18 protein-coding genes are annotated in these 20,482 nt (G+C 62.4%); 7 read left to right on the forward strand and 11 right to left on the reverse strand.

Going from position 1 to position 20,482, the window contains the following annotated elements; translation table 11 throughout:
- Nucleotides 1-4 precede the first annotated feature (4 nt).
- Nucleotides 5-733 (forward strand): aspartate/glutamate racemase family protein, encoded by a 729-nt coding sequence (locus I7X09_RS09340; RefSeq protein WP_200316490.1) that lies wholly within the window; start codon nucleotides 5-7, stop codon nucleotides 731-733.
- Here the strand turns inward: I7X09_RS09340 and I7X09_RS09345 are convergent.
- A complete protein-coding gene (locus I7X09_RS09345) occupies nucleotides 700-1,875 on the reverse strand; it encodes an MFS transporter (RefSeq protein WP_095968716.1) in 1,176 nt (391 codons plus the stop codon). The two genes, I7X09_RS09340 and I7X09_RS09345, sit on opposite strands and share 34 nt — an antisense overlap.
- Before the next feature lie 97 nt (nucleotides 1,876-1,972).
- A complete protein-coding gene (locus I7X09_RS09350; protein WP_166809266.1) occupies nucleotides 1,973-2,284 on the reverse strand; it encodes an ArsR/SmtB family transcription factor in 312 nt (103 codons plus the stop codon).
- A 338-nt stretch (nucleotides 2,285-2,622) separates the two neighbouring features.
- Between I7X09_RS09350 and I7X09_RS09355 the strand changes: the two genes are divergently transcribed.
- Both I7X09_RS09355 and I7X09_RS09360 read left to right on the forward strand, forming a co-directional pair.
- Nucleotides 2,623-3,873, forward strand: coding sequence for an MCE family protein (locus tag I7X09_RS09355; protein WP_206028805.1), 1,251 nt, complete (start codon nucleotides 2,623-2,625; stop codon nucleotides 3,871-3,873).
- Nucleotides 3,874-3,955: 82 nt separating this feature from the next.
- Nucleotides 3,956-4,708: a class I SAM-dependent methyltransferase gene (locus I7X09_RS09360; RefSeq protein ID WP_200317755.1), complete on the forward strand. Its 753-nt coding sequence runs from the start codon at nucleotides 3,956-3,958 to the stop codon at nucleotides 4,706-4,708.
- Between the two features lie 7 nt (nucleotides 4,709-4,715).
- On the opposite strand, the gene puuE is transcribed toward I7X09_RS09360, so the two are convergent.
- The 4 genes from puuE to I7X09_RS09380 all read right to left on the reverse strand — a co-directional run bounded on the left by puuE (nucleotide 4,716) and on the right by I7X09_RS09380 (nucleotide 9,985).
- A complete protein-coding gene (gene puuE, locus I7X09_RS09365; RefSeq protein ID WP_200316492.1) occupies nucleotides 4,716-5,645 on the reverse strand; it encodes an allantoinase PuuE in 930 nt (309 codons plus the stop codon).
- Nucleotides 5,646-5,660: 15 nt separating this feature from the next.
- Nucleotides 5,661-6,647, reverse strand: coding sequence for an allantoicase (gene alc, locus I7X09_RS09370; protein ID WP_200316494.1), 987 nt, complete (start codon nucleotides 6,645-6,647; stop codon nucleotides 5,661-5,663).
- A 3-nt stretch (nucleotides 6,648-6,650) separates the two neighbouring features.
- Nucleotides 6,651-7,895, reverse strand: a complete 1,245-nt coding sequence (locus tag I7X09_RS09375; RefSeq protein WP_200316496.1) for a DUF6986 family protein — start codon at nucleotides 7,893-7,895, stop codon at nucleotides 6,651-6,653.
- 62 nt (nucleotides 7,896-7,957) lie between these two features.
- Nucleotides 7,958-9,985: a CocE/NonD family hydrolase gene (locus I7X09_RS09380; RefSeq protein ID WP_200316498.1), complete on the reverse strand. Its 2,028-nt coding sequence runs from the start codon at nucleotides 9,983-9,985 to the stop codon at nucleotides 7,958-7,960.
- Between the two features lie 92 nt (nucleotides 9,986-10,077).
- On the opposite strand from I7X09_RS09380, the gene I7X09_RS09385 reads away from it, so the two are divergent.
- The 3 genes from I7X09_RS09385 to I7X09_RS09395 all read left to right on the forward strand — a co-directional run bounded on the left by I7X09_RS09385 (nucleotide 10,078) and on the right by I7X09_RS09395 (nucleotide 13,600).
- A complete protein-coding gene (locus tag I7X09_RS09385) occupies nucleotides 10,078-11,049 on the forward strand; it encodes a pseudouridine synthase (RefSeq protein ID WP_206028804.1) in 972 nt (323 codons plus the stop codon).
- Between the two features lie 75 nt (nucleotides 11,050-11,124).
- Nucleotides 11,125-12,660 (forward strand): CYTH and CHAD domain-containing protein, encoded by a 1,536-nt coding sequence (locus tag I7X09_RS09390; protein WP_200316500.1) that lies wholly within the window; start codon nucleotides 11,125-11,127, stop codon nucleotides 12,658-12,660.
- 49 nt (nucleotides 12,661-12,709) lie between these two features.
- Entirely contained in the window at nucleotides 12,710-13,600 is an 891-nt protein-coding gene (locus tag I7X09_RS09395) for a universal stress protein (RefSeq protein WP_095968708.1), read from the forward strand.
- A 53-nt stretch (nucleotides 13,601-13,653) separates the two neighbouring features.
- Here I7X09_RS09395 and I7X09_RS09400 read toward each other — a convergent pair whose 3' ends face one another.
- Nucleotides 13,654-14,394: a VIT1/CCC1 transporter family protein gene (locus I7X09_RS09400; RefSeq protein WP_095968707.1), complete on the reverse strand. Its 741-nt coding sequence runs from the start codon at nucleotides 14,392-14,394 to the stop codon at nucleotides 13,654-13,656.
- Nucleotides 14,395-14,525: 131 nt separating this feature from the next.
- On the opposite strand from I7X09_RS09400, the gene I7X09_RS09405 reads away from it, so the two are divergent.
- Nucleotides 14,526-15,284 (forward strand): SDR family NAD(P)-dependent oxidoreductase, encoded by a 759-nt coding sequence (locus I7X09_RS09405; protein ID WP_095968706.1) that lies wholly within the window; start codon nucleotides 14,526-14,528, stop codon nucleotides 15,282-15,284.
- A 3-nt stretch (nucleotides 15,285-15,287) separates the two neighbouring features.
- Here the strand turns inward: I7X09_RS09405 and I7X09_RS09410 are convergent, their stop codons facing one another.
- From I7X09_RS09410 to I7X09_RS09425, 4 genes are all read right to left on the reverse strand, one after another.
- Nucleotides 15,288-15,920: a TetR family transcriptional regulator gene (locus I7X09_RS09410; RefSeq protein ID WP_007733896.1), complete on the reverse strand. Its 633-nt coding sequence runs from the start codon at nucleotides 15,918-15,920 to the stop codon at nucleotides 15,288-15,290.
- A gap of 115 nt (nucleotides 15,921-16,035) precedes the next feature.
- Nucleotides 16,036-17,379: a putative lipid II flippase FtsW gene (gene ftsW, locus I7X09_RS09415; RefSeq protein ID WP_200316502.1), complete on the reverse strand. Its 1,344-nt coding sequence runs from the start codon at nucleotides 17,377-17,379 to the stop codon at nucleotides 16,036-16,038.
- Nucleotides 17,380-17,636: 257 nt separating this feature from the next.
- Nucleotides 17,637-18,950 (reverse strand): MFS transporter, encoded by a 1,314-nt coding sequence (locus I7X09_RS09420; protein WP_234036864.1) that lies wholly within the window; start codon nucleotides 18,948-18,950, stop codon nucleotides 17,637-17,639.
- 117 nt (nucleotides 18,951-19,067) lie between these two features.
- Nucleotides 19,068-20,462 (reverse strand): NtaA/DmoA family FMN-dependent monooxygenase, encoded by a 1,395-nt coding sequence (locus tag I7X09_RS09425; RefSeq protein WP_200316511.1) that lies wholly within the window; start codon nucleotides 20,460-20,462, stop codon nucleotides 19,068-19,070.
- Nucleotides 20,463-20,482: the final 20 nt, after the last annotated feature.

The following is a 20,482-nucleotide window of genomic DNA, read 5'->3' on the forward strand; positions in this document are numbered from 1 at the left end:
CCTCATGAGAATCAAGGTGATCAATCCCAACACCACGTGGGCGATGACCGCCAAGATCGAGGAATGTGCCTGGGCCGTCGCCGGCTCGGGCACATTCGTCGAGGCCGTCAGTCCTGCCATGGGTCCTGCGTCGATCGAGAGCCACTACGACGAAGCGCTCAGCGTCCCAGGGATTCTGACCGAGATCGCGTCCGGAGAGAAGAACGGCGTCGACGGATATGTCATTGCCTGCTTCGGTGATCCAGGCCTGGATGCAGCTCGCGAGCTGGCCAGGGGTCCCGTGGTCGCGATCGCCGAGGCAGCTGTGCACTACGCCGGTTTCCTCGGACGCGGATTCAGTGTCGTCACCACCCTCGGTCGGACTCGTGGCCGGGCTGCCGATCTGGTGGACCGTTACGGAATGGCGGCCCGGTGCCGCGGTATCCACTCCTGCGAGATTCCGGTTCTCACACTCGATCGCGATCCCGATGCACGAAAGGTGATCCTGGAAGCCTGTTTCGACGCCTTGGAACGAGACGGCTCGGATGTCCTCGTTCTGGGGTGCGCCGGGATGGCGGACCTGTGCCAGGATCTGTCCGACGAACTGGGAGTGCCGGTAGTCGACGGTGTTGCCGCTGCCGTCACCATGGTTCAATCCTTGATCACGCTAGGATTGTCGACCAGTACGCGCGGTGAGTTCGCGCGGCCCCTACCCAAGAACTACACCGGAACTTTGGCACCGTTTTCTTTGTGAACCCGCCCGAGCGACAATCGAGCGCCGATCATTGCCAGGGCCAGAGCGGCGAACAAGACGCCGGCCCACACCAATTGACGTGTTCCGAGGTGTGTGAGAAACAAACCACCTGTCGCTGTTCCGAGCGTGATCCCCAGATTGGAGAACGAAATGAACAGGCTGTTACCGAATTCGGGTGCATCGACCGAATCTCGCCCCATCCAACTCTGGGAAATGACCAGTCCACCGGAATGCACCACGCCCCACACCAACACGGCAACAGTCATCGCAGCGAAGTACGGACCCACCAGATAGATCACCACGTACACGAGTATGTACAGCAACGGAAACGCCACGACTGTTCGCACCACACTCTTGCCGAGCAGGGCCCCGAAGACGAAGTTTCCGAAGATCATCACGACACCGAATGCCAAGAGCATCGCACTGATCCACGATCCGCTCATACCCGTCACCTCGCCGAGATATTCGGCGAAGTATCCGTACACCGAGAACATCGCCGCAAAAACGAACGTGACGGAAAGAATGGTCAACCACACGCCGGGTCGGCGAAGTATCCCGACCTGCGCACCGTACGACACACGTTGTGCGACCGGGGCCGAGGGCAGAAGTACAAGAATTCCGACAAACGCGAGCGCATTGACCACGGCACCGAAAACGAATGCCGTCGAAACCGACAAGTTCTCGGCCAGATACGACGTCAACGGCACACCGAAGGCAAAACCGACCGTGACACCGGCGAATACCTTCGTCACAGCAGAAGTGGCCTCCTCCGGTGGCACCAGACGAACCGCACTCGCCAACGCGACCGCGAAGAAGACCGGATGAACGACGGCGGGAATGATCCGGAAAGCGAACATCACCTCGAAACTCGATGTACTCGCGTACACCACGTTCGAGACCGCAAAGACCGCAATCGCCACCAACAGAACGGTTTTTCTGTTGATTCCCGAGGTGAAGAGCGTCGTGAACGGACCGGTGACCGCCACGACGAGCGCAAACACACCGACCAACCATCCTGCATCAGAAGTGCTGATGCCGAACTTGTCGCTGACCTGGGGCAAAACCCCGATAATCCCCATCTCTGTGGTGATGATCCCGAATACGCCCAACGCCAGAACCGGTATCAACAATTTCGACTTCACGACACACTCCTCCTACTACGCAACATGAAACAGATACATATCTAGATATGTAGATATATTTGGTGAAGCAAACCGGTCGACGAGGACAACCCGACCGCTACAGCTTTTCGCGAACGAATTCCCTGAACTCGCCGATCACAGCTTCGTTTCGTCGGTAGTACGTCCACTTCCCGATACGCTCGGACTCGAGCAGACCCACATCTTTCATGCCCTGCAGATAACCCGAGATCACCGACTGGGCAAGCCCCGAACGCGACTGGATGTCACCAACACAGACCCCGATATGGAAACCGAGATCTTGTTGGGTGTACGAGTCTTCGTCGAAATACTTCGCCGGGTGCGCGAGCCACTCCATAATCTGCAGACGCGTGGGGTTGGACAACGCCTTGAAGATCGCCAACGCATCCATCGATCACACCTCGCCCTCCGCCGACCAGAACGCATCTACTTTTGTAGATACGACTCGCGAAGTCAAGCCCGCAAAAGGCGGATGGGGGCGTGCATCACACCCCCGTGCCCGAAGTGAGCTGTGCCACTTGCACTTCGACGACCTGCGGAAACAGATGCCCCGACTTTCTATCTGTGACGACTTGTTTATAGTTATCGCCAACAACGAATTGTCGGAACTTTCCCGTTCGCCCGAGAACATCCGCGGGTGAACACAATTCGCTCACCATCAGCCGTACCCGGCTTGTCATTCGGGAGTCGAACCATGAGCACACCACGTCAGTTCGGGCTCGATCTCCGATGGTGATGTCGAAGCTCGCCAAATGGCAGCTGGTCGCCCTCGTAGTGGTTGCACTCCTGGGTTTGATCTACGTCGGAGCGAAATACGTACGGCTGGACAATCTTCTGGGATTCGGCCAGTACACGGTCAAAACCGAACTGGCGACGTCCGGTGGCATCTTCACCAACGCCGAAGTGACATACCGCGGTGTGCCCGTCGGACGCGTCGGCGACATGTCGCTCACGACCGAGGGAATCGAAGTCGACCTGCTGATCGACAGCAGTGCTCCGCAGATCCCCGCATCCGCGCGGGCCGTAGTGGCCAACCGCTCTGCCATCGGCGAGCAGTACGTCGACCTTCAGCCCGATACCGACCAGGGCCCTTTTCTCGAAGACGGCTCGGTGATCGCAGTGGCCGATACCACCACGCCGATTCCGATCGAGAACGTATTGACCAGCGCCGACGGTCTGGTCCACTCCGTTCCCGTCGACGCGCTCCACACCGTCGCGAAGGAACTCGGCGCGGCATTCAACGGCAAGGGCGAAGATCTACAGGTACTTGCCGACTCGCTGTCGGGGATTTCCCAGTCAGGCCTCGACGCCCTTCCACAGACCCTCGGACTGATCCGTGACAGCCAGACCGTACTCACGACCCAGTCCGATCAATCGTCGGCGATCAAGCAGTTCAGCACCGATCTCGACGCACTGACCGCGCAGCTGCGCACCAGCGACCCCGACATTCGACGGGTGATCGACAACGGCATACCGGCCAGCGAACAAGTCGGCTCTCTCGTCACCGAAGCCGGCCCCGCGCTCACGACCAATCTCTCGAACCTCGCTGCAGTTGCGTCGGCAGCAGCACCGACAGTGCCCACCCTGCAGCCCTTCTTGCTCTTTCTGCCTGCGCTCGCCGGGGCAGCGCCCACCGTGGCACCAGGCGATGGAACCGTGCACCTGGGCTTGGTACTCGAGACCAACAACCCGCTCTCGTGCACCGTCGGATACGAAGGGACGATGGCAATTCTCGACGAGATGAAGCGCAAAGACCCGAACTTCGACGACACGACGCAGAACTTCCCTCTGAACACCGCTGCCAACTGCCAGGCACCTCAGGGCAGCGAAACGGGTGTCCGGAGCGCCAACCGCATCGCCTTCGCCGATCCGAACACCTCCCAGCCGTGGGACAGCAAGCCCAAGGTGGACCCCGACAAGCTCGATCTCAACCCAATCGCCACTCAACTGGCTCCGATGCTCGGCGCCACCCCGAAGTAGGCGAAAACGACTGGCACCGTCGACGCTCGGCGACGATGATGATGTGATGCCGGAAGGAACGCCTGAGGGGATTTCACAGGGGATGTCGCGAAGTTTCGAAGAACTTGTCGCCGAGGCCGAGTCCGCCTCCGTCGACGGGTGGGATTTCTCGTGGCTCGACGGCCGGGCCACGGAGCAGCGTCCGTCGTGGGGGTATCAGAACCTCATGGGTGAGCGTCTCGGTCGCGCCGGGGCCGCTTTGGACATCCAGACCGGCGGCGGCGAAGTCCTCGCCGCTGCACCAGCACTCCCGCCTGTGATGGCAGCAACCGAATCCTGGCCACCGAACGTCATCAAGGCCACCGCCCTTCTGCGTCCCCGAGGTGTGGTGGTGGTCGCGGATCCGGACGAGCCACCGCTACCGTTCGCCGATTCGGCTTTCGATCTGGTGACCAGTCGGCACCCTGCGACGGTGTGGTGGTCCGAGATCGCTCGGGTACTCGAACCGGGGGGAACGTACTTCGCTCAACATGTGGGTCACGCGAGCGTGTTCGAACTCGTCGAGTACTTTCTCGGTCCTCAGCCGCAGGCTCGTCGCGGACGGCACTACGAGGACGAAAGTGCCGACGCGGTTGCCGCTGGGCTCACCGTTGTCGATCTTCGTTTCGAGCGTCTGCGCATGGAATTCTTCGACATCGGCGCCGTCATCTACTTCTTACGCAAGGTGATCTGGATGGTTCCGGGATTCACCGTGGCGCAGTATCGAGACCGACTCCGCGAGCTCGACGAGCAGATCCGTCGCGATGGATCATTTGTCGCGTACTCGAGTCGATTCCTGATCGAGGCGCGCAGGTGAACCCGCATTACGCCGGGTGAACAGCTTTCCAATGTTCGGCGATGTCGATTCGCCGCGTAATCCAGACCTTCTCGTGCGACTGCACGTGATCCAGGAAGCGCTCGAGGGCAGCGGCACGGGCGGGGCGGCCGACAATGCGGCAGTGCAACCCGACCGACAGCATCTTCGGCGATCCGGCCGTTCCCTCCGCATACAGCACGTCGAAGGCGTCGCGTAGGTGCGCAAAGAACTGATCACCGCTGGGAAACCCTGCGGGAGAGGCAAACCGCATGTCGTTGGTGTCAAGGGTGTACGGAACCACCAGGTGCTTCGCCGACTCTGTTCCACGGGGGACGTCCACCCAGTACGGCAGATCGTCGGCGTACGAATCGGAGTCGTAGACGAAGCCGCCGTGCTCGACCACCAGTTCACGGGTGTTCGGTGAATCGCGTCCGGTGTACCAACCGAGAGGCGCCGAACCCGTCAGATCTTGCAGGATCTGGACTGCCTCGGCCATGTCTGCACGTTCTCGCTCGATGTCCACGGATTGGTACGACTTCCATCGCAATCCGTGACATGCGATCTCGTGACCCAATTCCTGAAAAGCACTGACTGCTTCCGGGTTACGTTGCATCGCGCGCGCCACCGCGAAGATGGTGAGAGGCAGGTTCCGCCGCTCGAAAGTCCGCAGGACACGCCACAATCCGGCCCGAGAGCCGTACTCGTACAGCGATTCCATACTCATGTGTCGATCCGGAAATGCTTCTGCCGGAGTCATTTCCGACAAGAACGTTTCCGAAGCCGCGTCGCCGTCCAGAACGCTGTTCTCGGCACCCTCTTCGTAGTTGAGCACGAACTGAACAGCTATCCGCGCGTCGTCGGGCCAGTGGGGGTGCGGCGGATGAGGACCGTACCCCACCATGTCCCGGGGATAGTCGTCGCGCGGATAGTCGCTCATGCCAACAACTTACCGTCAGCGCTCCGAGATCACAGCGCGAGCAGCATCTGTCAGTACGCCGAAGACTCTCAGCCGCGCGAGGCCACCGTCGGGGAAGATGTCCAGACGAACATCGGTGACCGGGACTTCGGATTCAACCGGGAAGCGATGGCGGGTGTCCGGACGCAGAGTGGTTCGAGGCAAGAGTTCGATCCACTCCCCTCCCGACGTCCGGCCGGTCAGAGCGCCCTCACCCGGACTGTTTCCGAGGAAATACGAGGTGTCGATCTCGACAAAGCTCAGCACGCCTTCACCTGCGAGTTGTACTTGTACCCAGTCGTTTTTGTCGTCGCGGCGCCTGGCCGTCTCCCACCCGTCACCCATCGAGGCAGCGCGTCCGGGAAACAGAATGTTCTGCGGCGAGCTGTAGAACATGTTGGAGCAATCGGTTACGCGGCCACCGTTTTCGAGTGCTGCGAGGTCCAACGGCCCGGCGTCGAGGAAACGCGGGTCTGGCCGTGCTTCACCGTGAACACGAAACCTGGCAACACCGCCGTCCGGGTAGATGGTCAGCTTGACGTGTGTCCACCGCTCCTCCGAAGACACCGAGAACGGATTCTCGGAGTCGCCGTGAACGGGCGAGCGCTCGACGATGGTTGTCCACTCGTCGGAACCGGCCAGGTCGAGTGGATCCGGATACCCGTCCACGGAGATTGCTTCCACCGAGATCTCGGGCGGGTAATTGCCCTTGAACCAGGCCGTGTCGACGACGACGCCTCGCACCACTCCGGGAACACCGAGGCGCACGATCGCCTCGTCATGACCTGCCACCCGGCGACGACGGGTCTCCCAACCGTCGTACACCTGACCCTTGTGACCGAACGTCGCCGGCTGGTATCCAGCCTTGCCCGGTCGGATCAGGGCCTCACGCTCGGCGAATGCCTCGTCGTTCGCCCAGATGACGGCTCCGCCGAGGGTGCGCAGTGCCAGGTCGGGCAGCAAGGTGAATTCGGTGGTGCTCATCGGTCAGTGTTCTCCTGTGATCGGTGTGGTGCGTCCTACGAGGTGGCGGAGTGCGTCGGTGTCGGCACTCGGGGCGAGCCTGAGCACTTCGGATTCCGGATAGGCCCCCGCGTCGAGCCCGCGCAGAACCACCGCTGCCAGCGCCTGGGCAGTTGCGGGTTCGTCGATCACGTCGCCACCTTGGCGCCCCAGGTACGACTGGATGCGCGGAGCAGCGGCGCCGAGCGCGTTGCGGTAGAAGCCGAACGTGGCGAGCCAGCGGGTGACCAGATGCCCGGGGTGCATGTCCCACCCCTGGTAGTAACCGCGTTCCAGGGACCGTGTGACGAGGCGATGGTGCCGCGTGATCGCGTCGCGAATCGCCGTGGCACTCCCGACGGGCGCAACCTGAGTGGACCCGTCGCACACCCAGACGCCGGTCTGAGCGGCAGCAGCCAACATGACAGCCTTTGCGTGGTCTGCCACCGGATGTTCGAGCGACTGATGACGTGATGCAATTCCGCATGCCGCGCTGTAATCGTAAGTGCCGTAATGCAATCCCGTCAGACGGCCGGCTGCGCGATGGATGGCCGGAGCAACTGCCACCGTTCCGTCGGCAGCGATGACCGCCTGCGGGCTCTCGATCTGCAACTCGAACCGAAGCGAACCGGTCTCGAGTCCATGGGCCTTCTCCAGTTCTTCGCAGAGCAACACCGTCGCCGTGACCTGCTCCACCGCGCGCAGTTTGGGAACGGTGAAGACAAATCCGTTCGGCACTCCGCCGGCGGCGTCGAGCACCAGCTCGAGAGTCCTGATCGAGCGCCGACGCTCGCCGGCCGGTAACCCCTTGAACCTGATGCCACCCCAGCTCGGACCCGCAGAATCAGTGCTGAGCGCTGCGAGTGTCCGGCCGGCCGACGTCGCTGCCGCGTCTTCTTCCTCGTCGCTGCGACGTCCGTACCCGTCCTCGAAATCTATTCGAAAGTCCTGGACCGGCTTGCGGCCGAGCTGAACTCGCACATCTGCGAGCGCATTCTCGGTGTCGAGATCGGCGAACACATGCGCATGAGAATCGAGAAGCGCGATCGCCTGCTCACCCCAGAGACGAGGGGTGTCGACAGTTGCGTCTGCAGCACTGACGTAAATCGTGTGCACAGGCTGGATCTCGTCACGGTTTCCCGGGTACTGCGCCGCGAGCCGCTCGTCCACCGGGTCCAGAAGTCCGTCCAGACGATCGTGGACGGCGGCGGAGAGTCGGGATTCTGTCATCGGACGATCTTCGCAGAACGTCCGCGAGCCCGCAGGTTCTCACGCCGCCGATCCAGTCCGGGTCAGCGACCTCCGACGAACGGAACGTTGACGAAGCTCGGCCGGTCCGCAGCCAACTCGATGTGCTGCGGCTTCAGTTGGCTGTCGGCGAGCATCGGCCCGAGTGCCAGGTAACGCGGCACGCTGGCAGCGTAGACGTCGACGCGGAGTCGGTGTCCGGGTTGTAGCACCGCTTCCGTCGGGAGCATGTTGATGTCGACGGCGGTGACTTCACCGGGAACCACCGGCTGACGGGTGTCGATCGTCAGATAGTGGTGCGGTTCACTGTAGTCACCGTTGGCCGAGCGAGTGCTCTTGGAATCGTCGACCGCCCGGAGCGACGCAGTCAGAGCGCCGTTCGTGATCGGTGTCGAGGTTCCGTCCGGCGCTACGTCGTTGACAGTCGCTGCCCAGAATCCGTCCGTCGAGTCCAGGACTGTCTCGAGATGGACGTTGATCGGGCCCGAGAGTGAGGTCGGCTCCGTCACCGCCTCACCGGTGAACGTCAGACCCTCCGCTTCCTGGAATCGGGAATCCTTGGAACACGACGCACCGAGCACCACGGAGATCCCGGCAGTTCCCTGTGTTCCGTCGCCGGAACAAAAGCCTCGCAGTCCTGGTGCGACCGTCAATCGCGCTGCGGCACTGGACGGGTCATTTGTCAGCGAACCGTCGTACGCCGCGTGGGCGGCAGTTCCGCTGGGCGCGGAGTTCAGATACATACGTTCGTACGTCGCACCCGCTCGCGGGAACTGATCATCGGTGATCCATCCGCCGCCTTGCTGCAACATCGTCACCGGGCCGTAGCGATCGATTCCGTTGTCGATGCCCTTGAGCCACTTGTCGAACCACGCACGTTCGAGTACGTCGAGGCGCGGCGGCGCACCGTCCTTGCCGAATCCTCCACCGGGAGTGACGTGATAGCCGTTCCCCATGATCAACTGCTTCTGGCCGGGTGGCAGATCGATTCCGTTGTAGATCCGCGGCTCGCTGTTGGCGAAGATGTCGTGCCAACCGCCGTAGACCATCGTCGCAGCGGTGATGTTGCCGACGTCAGCGGATCGGTCATGATAGAACTGACCGTCTTGCGCGACTTGGAGAGTCGACGGTGACACGTCTTCGATTCTCTGGGCCGTCATCGCTTGTACCAGTTCGGGAATCAGTGTTCCCGGATCCTCGAGGCGGCTCGCCAACCATAGTGGATCGAAATTTCCTTGCAGGATGTCCTGAACGTTCGGGATGAGCTTGAGTCCGTTGACCGCGGTCAACCACAACGGCATGAACCCCACTCCGAGGCCACCACCGGTCCCGACGATGTCGCGCAGCAGATCGTTGCCTGGTTCGACCGGGAAGATCGCCTTCAGCGCCGGGGGGTTGTTGCTCGCCGCCTGCACCGAATTGATCGCGGAGTACGAGATACCCGCCATCCCTACTTTTCCGTCCGACCACCCTTGCTTGCTCATCCAGTCGATGACCTCGATCGAATCCTGTTGCTCGCGCTTGCCGAGGACATCCCAATTACCTTGGGAGAAGCCGGTTCCACGCGCGTCGACCACGACCTGGGTGTATCCGTTCTGGACCAGGTCGCGGTTGACGCCGAGAACCCGTGCGCCTCCGCCGGCGATGACGCCCGTCAACTCCGACACTCCGTCGAACGGCGCAGCGAGGTCGAGCGAGTTCGCCACGTCCATCAACGTCTCACCCACCTGCGGGATCGACAGAGCTGAATCCACCAACGTATCCAGCAGTTTCGTGTACGGCGTGATGTTGAGAACCGAAGGCGTCTTCGATTCCACGGCGCGCCCGGACGCATCTGCCGGGCGGTACACATTTGCTTGCAGAACGGTGCCGTCACTCATCGTGATGGGCACGTCCCACTCGATGGAGATCCCCGGATACTGTGGCGCCGCCTCCGTAGCCGCGAGCCAGGCTTGTCCGTCCGACCCGCCCGTCGGATCCGCAGAAGCGACGGCACTCGGCACCGTCAGGCCCACGACGCACAGTCCCACCGCAATCGTTGTCGACCTTCGACGTAGAAGTCGTGTCTTCACGAAAACCCCAATTTTCTGTTGTGATGACCCAGCCCTGCCCCCACGACAGTGACCGGCGTCACGAACTTACCGGATAGTAACTTCCGTCCCATATGTCGTCAATAGGTCTGAATGCCGGCCGGACGGCTAGCTTTGAAGATGTGTCACGATCTCCCCTTCCCGTCCGCGACGGCCTGAACCCCAGTCGCATCCGTCAGCCCGAAGACGGCATGTGGGCGACGACGCTCGACTACCTGCTCGAACGGTTCCCCCAGGATGCCGTCCGCTTGCGGGAGAAAGTCGCAGCCGGGGAAGTCGTCGACGAGAAGGGCGTCGGAATCACCGAGGCGAGTGCTTACGCTCCGCGGCGGTTCGTCTACCTGTACCGAGACCCACCCGTCGAGTCGCGGGTACCGTTCGAGATCGACGTCCTGCACCGGGACGAGAACATCCTGGTCGTGGACAAGCCGCATTTCCTGGCGAGCACCCCGCGAGGGCGATACATCGCCGAATCGGCACTGGTCAGATTGCGTCGGGACCTCGACCTGCCGGAGTTGAGTCCCGCTCATCGCCTCGACCGCGTCACAGCGGGACTACTGCTGTTCACCGTGCATCAGGCGGCCAGGCGCGGCTACCAGACCATGTTCGCCGAGCGCCGCGTCGCCAAGGAATACGAGGCCATCGCGCGTTACGACGCACAGGTGAGCACTCCCGTGGTCGTGCGCAGTCGCATCGTCAAAGAACGCGGGGTACTCAAAGCCGAGGAGATCGAGGGCGAACCCAACAGCGAGTCGCGGATCGAACTGATCGAGACGCGGGACGGCTTCGCGCGGTACCGGTTGATCCCCCATACCGGCAAGACCCATCAACTGCGCCTGCACATGACCTCCGTCGGGCTCCCGATCCACGGCGACAACTTCTATCCCGACTTCTACGACGTTGCCGCAGAGGATTATTCGAACCCGCTGCGCCTGCTGTCGAAGGTTCTCGAGTTCGAGGATCCGATGACCGGCCGGCTGCGACGGTTCGAAAGTCGGCGAACCCTGTCCTGGCCGGACGAATCAGGCGGTGGCGACTCGCCGTAGGGACCCCGGACCCTTCCACTGCGCCACCGATACCGGGAGGATGGAAGCGCAGACCGCACCGCAAGAGGAGACCAGATGAGCAAGACCGCTGTCGTACCCGAAGCCGTACGGGAGATCGAGCGCAAGTACGAGGCGCCGGCCGAGCAGGAAGTCCCCGCCTTGGGTGGACTTCCCGGTGTTGTCGGTGAGCCGGTTCACGACTCGATACAGCTCTCTGCCACCTACTTCGACACCGCCGACTACCGGTTGCTCGCCGAGAAGATCACGCTGCGCAAGCGCGAGGGCGGCGATGATGCGGGGTGGCACATGAAACTTCCCGCAGGCCAGGACACTCGAACTGAGATCCAGCTTCCGCCGGACGAGAGCACCGATGTCCCCTCGCCGCTGTCGAGTCTGATCCGGGCGATCATTCGCGGTCACGACCTGGTTCCGGTCGCCCTGATCATCACCGACCGGGAGCGCACCCGACTCAACGGCGAAAACGGTGTTCTGCTCGCCGAAGTGGTCTCCGACACCGTCATCGCCTGCAAGGCAGACGGTTCCGGTGAATCGACGTGGCAGGAAGTCGAGGTCGAACAAGGCGCAGGCGGACGAGATCTGGCCGACGCAATCGAGACGGTTCTACTGGACGCCGGGCTGGAGCGTTCTGCAAGTCCGTCCAAACTCAAACGAGCACTGGGTACTTCGGTGACCCCGTACGTCGGTCCCGAGATCACCACGGGCAAAGCGTCGAATCCGCGGATTCTGTTGCGCAATTACCTCATCGAACAACTACGCGCACTGGTCGCAGCGGACCTCGGAACGCGTCGGGCCGACGACGAAGCCGTTCACGACTTCCGGGTTGCAGCTCGTCGCATCCGCAGCGCTCTTCAGTCCTACGCGGGCCACTCCCCCAAGACCGACGATCTGATCACCGACCTGCGGTGGATCGGTGGAAAGTTCGGTGACGCCCGCGACGTCGAGGTCCAATGGGAACGTCTGGTCGAACGCCTCGGCGAAATCGACGAGATGCCCGAACGAGAAGCTGTGCGTGCTCGAATCGACGAGTTCTTCTCGGCCCGCGGTGAAACCGCGCAGGAAACAGCCCTCGAAGCGCTCGATTCCGAGCGCTACACCACGCTGCTCGATCGTCTCGACGAGTACGTCGGCGACCTCGAGTTCGACACCGTCGCCCACCGTGTGGGAAAGAAGGCGTCGGCACGAGAGTTGGCCCATACCCTGCGCCACCTGGCTCACAAGGTCGGCAAGCGAGTCGATCACGTCTTCGATGCCGATACCCGCGCCGAGCGTGACGAGCGAATGCACCGCGCACGCAAGGGTGCCAAGCGGATGAAGTACGCGATCGAGGTCATGGAACCGGTGTCGAAGAGCCGAGCCAAGCGCGCCTTGAAGCATTTCAGCCACTTCCAGGACGTTCTCGGCGAACATCAGGATTCCGTTGTCGCCCAACACCATCTGCTCGAAATCGCGGCGGAGCAGGAACACACGTCTTTGACCAGCTTCGGATTGGGCATGGCCTATCGGCGAGAACTGGAAATAGCCGACGGACAGTCAACCCTGCTCCGCAAGACGTGGAAGGAAGCCGTGAAGTCGGCGTCGTCACTCTGGTGACTTCGCCGCAACCAGTCGACCGATCTCGATCATTTCAGAGGGAGTAGACATGAACACACTTGCAGGACACCAGGATGTCGTCGCCGGCATCGACGGATCCGAGGCGTCCACGGCCGCGGCCCGGTGGGCCGCCTCGGTTGCGAATGCGGTGAACTCACGACTGATTCTGGCGCACGCCCTCCCGCAGGAGGGTCCGATCTACAGTCCCGCTGCAGTGATGTTGCAGTCGCAGTTCCTCAGCCAGATCCGCGAAGACGGCGAAGCGATCGTCGACGCCGCTGCCGCGGTGATTTCAGCTGAATTCCCGGAACTGACCGTCGAATCCGAGATCGCACCAGGCCCGGCGTCGACGCACATACTCGAATCTTCGGGTACCGCACGCCTGATCGTGATGGGGTCGACCGGATCGGGTGCACTGCGTTCGAGGCTGCTCGGATCGACTGCACTGAAGGTGGCAAATCACGCCACCTGTCCGGTCACGGTGTGGCGTGGTTCGGCGCAGAATCCCGGTCCGGATCAACGTCCCGTCATCGTCGGAGTCGACGGAAGTGCGTTGAGCAAGAAGGCCGTCGAGTACGCGTTTCGTTATGCCGATCAGTTCGACGCGCCGCTCATCGCCGTCCACACCTGGCAGGGCTCGTCCACCTTCCGCGAGGGCGGAGCGGGAATCCTCATCGACTGGGAAGCCGTCGAGCAGGAGGAGTCGGCGCTACTGGCGGAAAACCTGGCCGGTATGGCCGACCAGTACCCGGACGTGCCGGTCACCCGCATCAGTGAACCCGGCGCCGCTGCTCCCGTCATGCTCAAGTACGCGGACGATGCGCAGTTGATAGTTGTCGGAAGTCACGGGCGCAGTGCGATGGCCGGCGCCGTGATGGGCTCGACGAGCCAGAATCTGCTGCACCATGCGCCAGGACCGGTCATGATCTGTCGCGCCTGAATTGCCGTGCGCCTTTATTAACCCCCCGCGGTTAATAAAGGCGCACAGCAGGGTCAGCCGAGACCCGTGCCCACCAGCTGACCTACTCCGTACGTCACAGCCATCGCCAGCGCGCCGCCGATCACCACTCGTAGCACGGCTCTGGTCTTGCGGGCTCCGCCCAGCGTCGCGCTGATCGTCCCGGTCAGTGCAAGTGCGATCAGCACCGCAAAGAAGGCGATGGGCACGCGGATACCCGTCGGCGGCAACAGAATCGCGACCAACGGGATCGCCGCGCCGATCGTGAACGAGATTGCCGACGAGATCGCCGCATGCCATGGATTGGTGAGATCGTCCGGGTCGATGCCCAATTCGACTTCGACGTGTGCCGCGAAAGCATCGTGCTCGGTCAATTCTTCGGCGACTCGTCGAGCCGTCTCCTGGCTCAAACCCTTGTTCTCGTAGATCTCGGTCAGTTCCTGAAGTTCCGCCTCCGGTGTTTCGAGGAGTTCCTTCTTCTCCTTCTGCAGGAGTGCGCGTTCGGTGTCTCGCTGAGCGCTGACCGAAACGTACTCACCCAACGCCATGGACACAGCGCCGGCAACCAGACCAGCGAAACCGGCGGTGAAGATCGCGGAGCGCTCGGTTGTGGCTGCCGCAACACCGACCACGAGGCCTGCGGTCGAGACGATTCCGTCGTTTGCACCCAGAACACCTGCACGCAGCCAATTGAGGCGATTGTTCAAACTCGGTGCGTGAGGTTCGGATTCCCCACCGGGCGCCCCGTCGGTCAACTGCACACTGTCTCCTGACATGGCAACAGATTAGGACGATCAGTCCGGTTGCGATAGCAATCTGAGCCTGTCCTTCGCGCACTGATATATTCCGACCAGCACCCCAACCAAGCATTTGTTAGGTTGAGAATCGGCAGACACCTGGAGGCATTGTGAGCACAGCACGCACCGCTTTTGTCAGCGGAGGAACCGGCGGAATCGGGTCGGCGATCGCCTTGACTCTCGCCGAACGCGGACACGACGTCGCCTTCACCTACCGAAACAACAAGGACGCCGCCGAGCAGCTGAGCGAGCAGATTCGCGCGCATGGCGTACGCGCCCACTCGTACCCTCTCGACCTCACCGACGAATCGTCGATCAACGCCGCCGTCAGCGATGCGGTCAGTGATCTGGGTGGGCTGACGACCCTCGTCCACGCTGCCGGACCGCACGTCCCGATGACGCACCTCTCACGCGTGACTCCGGCGTTCTTCACCGAACAACTGAACCAGGAAGCCGCGGCGTTCTTCACGCTCGTCCACACCGCCCTGCCTGCGCTGCGTGCATCCTCGGGTTCGGTGGTAGCGGTGACGACCGCGGCTACGGATCGTTTTCCCGTGCGCGACGGACTCTCCGCAGGCACCAAAGGGGCTGTCGAACAACTGGTTCGCGGATTCGCCGCAGAGGAAGGACGCTACGGCGTCCGGTTCAACGCCGTAGGACCAGGCATGTTGACGGACGGAATGGCCGAGCGTCTGATCAACTCCGCCGAACTCGATCAGGGCGCGCTCGACGTGACCATGAGCCGAATCCCGTTGAAGCGCTTCGGATCGGCCACCGACATCGCCGAAGCCGTATGTTTCCTCGCGAGCGACGCCGCCGGATTCATCAGCGGCCAGAAGCTCAACGTCGACGGCGGATACACCGTGTGAGTTCTATCCGCCCAACTTGCGAAAGACCAGGCGCACGGCAAGTTCGAGATGCGCCATCACTTCGTCTGTCGTCATCCGGCCGGCTACCCACGAGACGAGACTCGACATCCAGACGTCGTCGATGACCTTCACCGCGTCCAGTTGCTGCTGCGAGACTTCCTCGACGCCGATAGCCTTCGCGAACATCTCGGTCACGACCCCACCGAGTGCGTTGAGTTCCGGAGTCGCCGATGCGTCTGCGAACATGTACGCCCGAACCAACGCTTCGTAGCGGAGGTGATCGGTCTCGAGGACCTCCGTATTCTTGCGCAGCACAAACAGAATCCGGTCCGACGGAGTCTCGCCGGGGATTACAAAGTCCTGGAATCTGTCACGCAAACCCTCGAACATCCACAACAATGCGACGACGAGCATGTGGTTCTTGGACGGGAAATAGCGGTAAACAGTCCCGATCGCGACGCCGGCACGATCGGCGACCGATCGCATCTGCACCGCGTCGTAGCCGCCTTCGGAGGCGGATTCCATTGCAGCGTCGACAATCCGGCGAAAACGCGCTCGCTGCGACGGCGTCGTACGACGTCCGGTCACCGAGCTACGTTCGACCACCGACTGGTCTGCCTTGTCGCCACCTGCCATGTCCACAACCCTTATTAGACGTCGTCAATACCGACTCCTAATGTAGCCGCCCAACGCAATTGTCGGGTGCACGACTGCCCGCTTCCGAAGTGCCCGCCAGTGGAACCGGCCGAGATCAGGAAGCGCGACGGGGCCGATCGGATCGGCCGCGTCTACGTGGATCTTCCGACCAGTCACGCGATGGTGCGCGTCGGCCCGGCGCTGGAGTCCGGCGCCGGTCGGGTTGTGGCGCACGTCGCTCCGGCCTGCGTTGACCAGTTGGGACAGGCTGAGCGCGGCGAGCAGGCGGCCGACGCCGATCAGTCTGCGGTTTCTTGGCAAGGCCGAACCGCGGCTTGCCGAAGACCAACGGAATCCAACCGCGACCGCTGCTCTCGGACGAGGCGACGGCCTCCGGCTCGCGGAAGGCAGCGTGAGCGATCAGCCCGAACATCAGCAGGGTGGTGATCATCGACGTTCCGCCCGCCGAGATGAGCGGCAATTGCAGACCGGTCACCGGAATCAAGCCCACCACGTACGCGATGTTGATGAACGCCTGTACGACGATCAACGTCGTTGCCGTCGCCGTCATGACTTTGAGGAACGGATCGGTGGACCGCTTGGCAATCCGCAGCCCGACGATCAGTACCGCAGCAAAGAGAGCAACGACGATCAGCGCGCCAACCAGACCCAACTCTTCACCGATCACGGCAAAAATGAAGTCGTTGTGTGCTTGCGGGAGGTAGCTCCATTTGGCGTCGGACTGTCCCAGACCACGACCGAAGATGCCGCCGTTCGCCAATGCGTACTTCGCCTGGGTGCTCTGGAAGTTCAGGCCTTGCGGGTCGAGATCAGGATTGAGGAAGGCTTTGATGCGATCCGAGCGGTAACCAGCAGTAAGCCCGAGCACGAGAAACGCGACTGCGGAACCGAGTGTGAGGCTGATGAACGTCTTCATCCGGAACAGCCCGAACCACAGCACCGACATGAAGATGATGCCGATCGTGATGGTGGTTCCGAGGTCTTTCTCCAACACCACCAGGACCAGAACCAGCAGGGTCGTACCGCCGAGCACCGGCAGCGCGCGATTGACGTCCATCCGCGCCTTCATGAACGACGCAACCGTCGCTGCGGACCAGATCGCCAGAGCAAGTTTGGCCAGCTCCGATGGCTGGAAGGAAATGCCCGCGATCACAAACCAGCTGCGCGCACCCATCTGTTCCGAACCGATACCTGGAATCAGCACCAGGACAAGAAGAACAAGACACAGGATCAGCAGCCACGGCGACGCTCTACGCATCGTTTCGGTCGGTAAGCGCACGACCGCCACGAACATCACCAAACCGATCGCCGCGAACATGCACTGCGGCCAGAATCTGGCATAGGACGTCCCGGACAGAACATAGGACTCGACGCCCGAAGACGAGAGCACCATCAGTAGTCCGAACGCGACGATCAGCACGACCAGACCGACGATCATGTGGAAATCGAACAGCGGCCGATTCGTCCAGAGCGCCGTTCGAGCACGGAAGGGCGTCGATGTGCGGTCACGTTTGTCCGACGATCCACGGGGCGAGTTAACTGGCTCTCCACTCCCGCGACCGTTGGGCTTGTCTTCACTGCGACCGGTCACCACACAAGTATCGTCCCACGACTCCTAACCCATGGGTAACACAAGTCCCATGAGTCACACGGGCTCGGCCTTCGAACGGACTCGACAACCTACGAAATGCCTGTTCACACCCTTCGCCGACGTCTGTCTGCTACCGCTGCTGCCAACGAGAGCGTCAACATGACCACACAAACGGCCAGCGCGATACCGAGCGCACGTCCGTATCCGTCGGTCGACGATCCGAGTACACCGAGATACAACCCCGATACCGCGGCCAGCGAGATGGTCGCGGACAGACGCTGCGACAGTTGCAGGAAACCCGCTGCAACTCCGTTCGCGCCCGCCGGTGCATATTCGAGAGTCAGAACCCGATTGGGCGCGTCGACCAAGCCGCTGGCAACTCCCGACAGCACCGCCAGGACTACCAGCACCGGGATCAGATGTTCCCGCGGAATCACATTGACCGCCACGACGTAGCCGAGGATGACGAGGATCTCGCCGACTATCGCAAAAACCACCGCACTTCGACCGAACCTGGCGACCAACCGCCATCCGAAAGCCGACGTCAGTGCCATCGCGAGCGAGCTACCGGTCATGATCAACGCCGCACTCAGCGGCGCGAAGCCCAAACCTTCGATCAGATAGAGGCTGAGCACCGCGTTGACGGCGAGGATGGATCCGAACCAGAAGAGTGCAACCGTTGTGCCCAGTCGGAAGCCCCGTGAGGCGATCAACGACGGAAGCAGTACCGGCGTTCCGCCGCGGTCGGCGTACCGCCGCTCCCAGAACCAGAAGGCAACGGCAGCGCCGAACGCGCCGATCAGGAAAACCGCGGCGACAGTGACACTGGTTCGGGTCACGATGGGCCACAACAGGAGCCCGGTCGTAGTCGCCAGCAGACACAGCCCGACCGGATCGATCGACGCGCCTGATCGGGTGGTCCGATCACGGCGCAGAAAGCGAAATGCCAACATCAGAGTGATCACGGCAAACGGCACATTGAGAACGAGAAGCAACCGCCATCCGAAGTCGGCGTCGGAATACTTCAGCAGAACGCCACCGAGGATCGGTCCGGAAACGCCGGCCAGCCCACCCGCGGTGCTGTACGCGCCCAACGCCTTCGCCCGAGCCTTTCCGGACACCCGGTCGGTGATGATGCCGAGCACCTGCGAACTGATGGTGCCTGCGCCGATCCCTTGCCCCAGCCGGGCCGACACGATCATCGACGGGTCCGACGCACACGCTCCGAGGATTCCCATCACCGCGAAAATGCTCAGCCCCGACAAGAACAAGCGTCGACGCCCGACGACGTCACCGAGTCGGCCCGCCGGCACCAGGGCCAAGCCGAAAGTAAGCGAATAGCTCGCGAGGATCCACTGCACTTCGGAGGTCGACGCGCCCAGTGACGCACGGATGGACGGAACTCCGATTCCGAGCACCGCCGAATCGAGAAGAGTGGTGAAACCCGCGGCGACGCAGACGACAATCTCCCAGCGGACGGCCGAATCGAGCTTGGTGGATTCGGCCGTCGCTGTGACCGTGTGCGACAGGACCCGTTACCCCGCAGCTTCGGACGGAGCCCGACGCGTGAGCGGCGGCCGCAGACCCAGGTGCCCTCGCAGCGTCGACGTGGAGTACTCGGTGCGATACGCCCCACGCTCCTGCAACTCCGGGATCAACCAGTCGACGATCTCGTCCAACCCGGTCGGCACCAGGTACGGCGAAATGTTGAAGCCGTCCGACGCTCCGTTGCGCACCCAATGCACCAACTGGTCGGCCACCTGGCCGGGAGTGCCCGCAAAACCCGAACGCTGCGAGGTCTCGATGGCGACCTGACGCAGGGACAGGTTCTTTGCCTCCGCGAGCGCCCGCCATTCACGCGCGATCGCAATGGGGTCGTTGCCGTCCCGCGCTGAACCGCGTGTCTCGGAAACGGGGCGGGCAACCGGATCTTCTTCGGGCAGTGGACCGTCCGGGTCTCGATCGGACAGATCCTTCCCCCACACCAGTCCGACCAGAGACAGGGCAGTCTGACCGGTGAACTGGCCTTCGAGGACCCACCGCGCTTTCTCCTCGACCTCGGACTCGTTCTCCGCCAACACGATCTGTGTGCTGGGCAAGATCTTGACGTCGTCCTCCGGTCGTCCGGCTCTGCGCAACCGAGCCCGAATGTCCTCCGCGAAGTCGAGAGCGCCGTCGAAATGCGTCCCGTGTCGGGAGAATATGACATCTGCATGTGTTGCCGCGAAATCGCGTCCACTCGGCGAATCGCCCGCCTGGAAGATGACCGGATGCCCCTGGCGGCTTCGGGGAAGGGTCGGCGTCACGGAGATGTCGAACTGCGAAGTCTGCTTGCGTACGTCGCCGACGGCTCCCGGAGTCGACCAGTGCTCGGACGTGCGAGAACCCGAGATCGCGTCGTCGGCCCACGAATCCCACAGTGCCCGCGCGGTTTCGATGAACTGCCCGGCACGCTCGTAGCGTAGGGCGTGATCGAGGAAGCCACCGCGACGGAAGTTCTCTCCAGTCCACGCGTTGTCGGTGGTCACCGCGTTCCAGCCGGCCCGTCCACCGGAAAGCAGATCGAGACCGGAGAGTCGACGTGCGAGGTCGGCCGGTTCGTTGTACGTGGTGTTCTGCGTCGCGACCAACCCGATCTTGTCGGTGATACCGGCGAGTGCGGCCAACTGCGCGATGGCGTCGGGGCGGCCGGCGATATCGAGGTCGAGAATCTTGCCGTTCTGCTCGCGGAGGCGAAGGCCCTCACCGAGGAAGAAGGCGTCGAACAGACCTCGCTCGGCGGTGAGTACCAACCGCCGAAACGTCTCGAAGTCGATCTGGGAACCACTGGCGGAATCGGACCAGATGGTGGTGTGGTTGACCCCTTGGAAGAAGACGCCGAAGTGAACGTGAGCGTCGGGTCGAGGTACGGCGGAGCGTGATGCAGTCATGGCCGAAATATCCTTAGCGC

The sequence above is a fragment of the Rhodococcus sp. P-2 genome (assembly GCF_016598535.1).
Classification (GTDB): Bacteria; Actinomycetota; Actinomycetes; order Mycobacteriales; family Mycobacteriaceae; genus Rhodococcus_F; species Rhodococcus_F baikonurensis.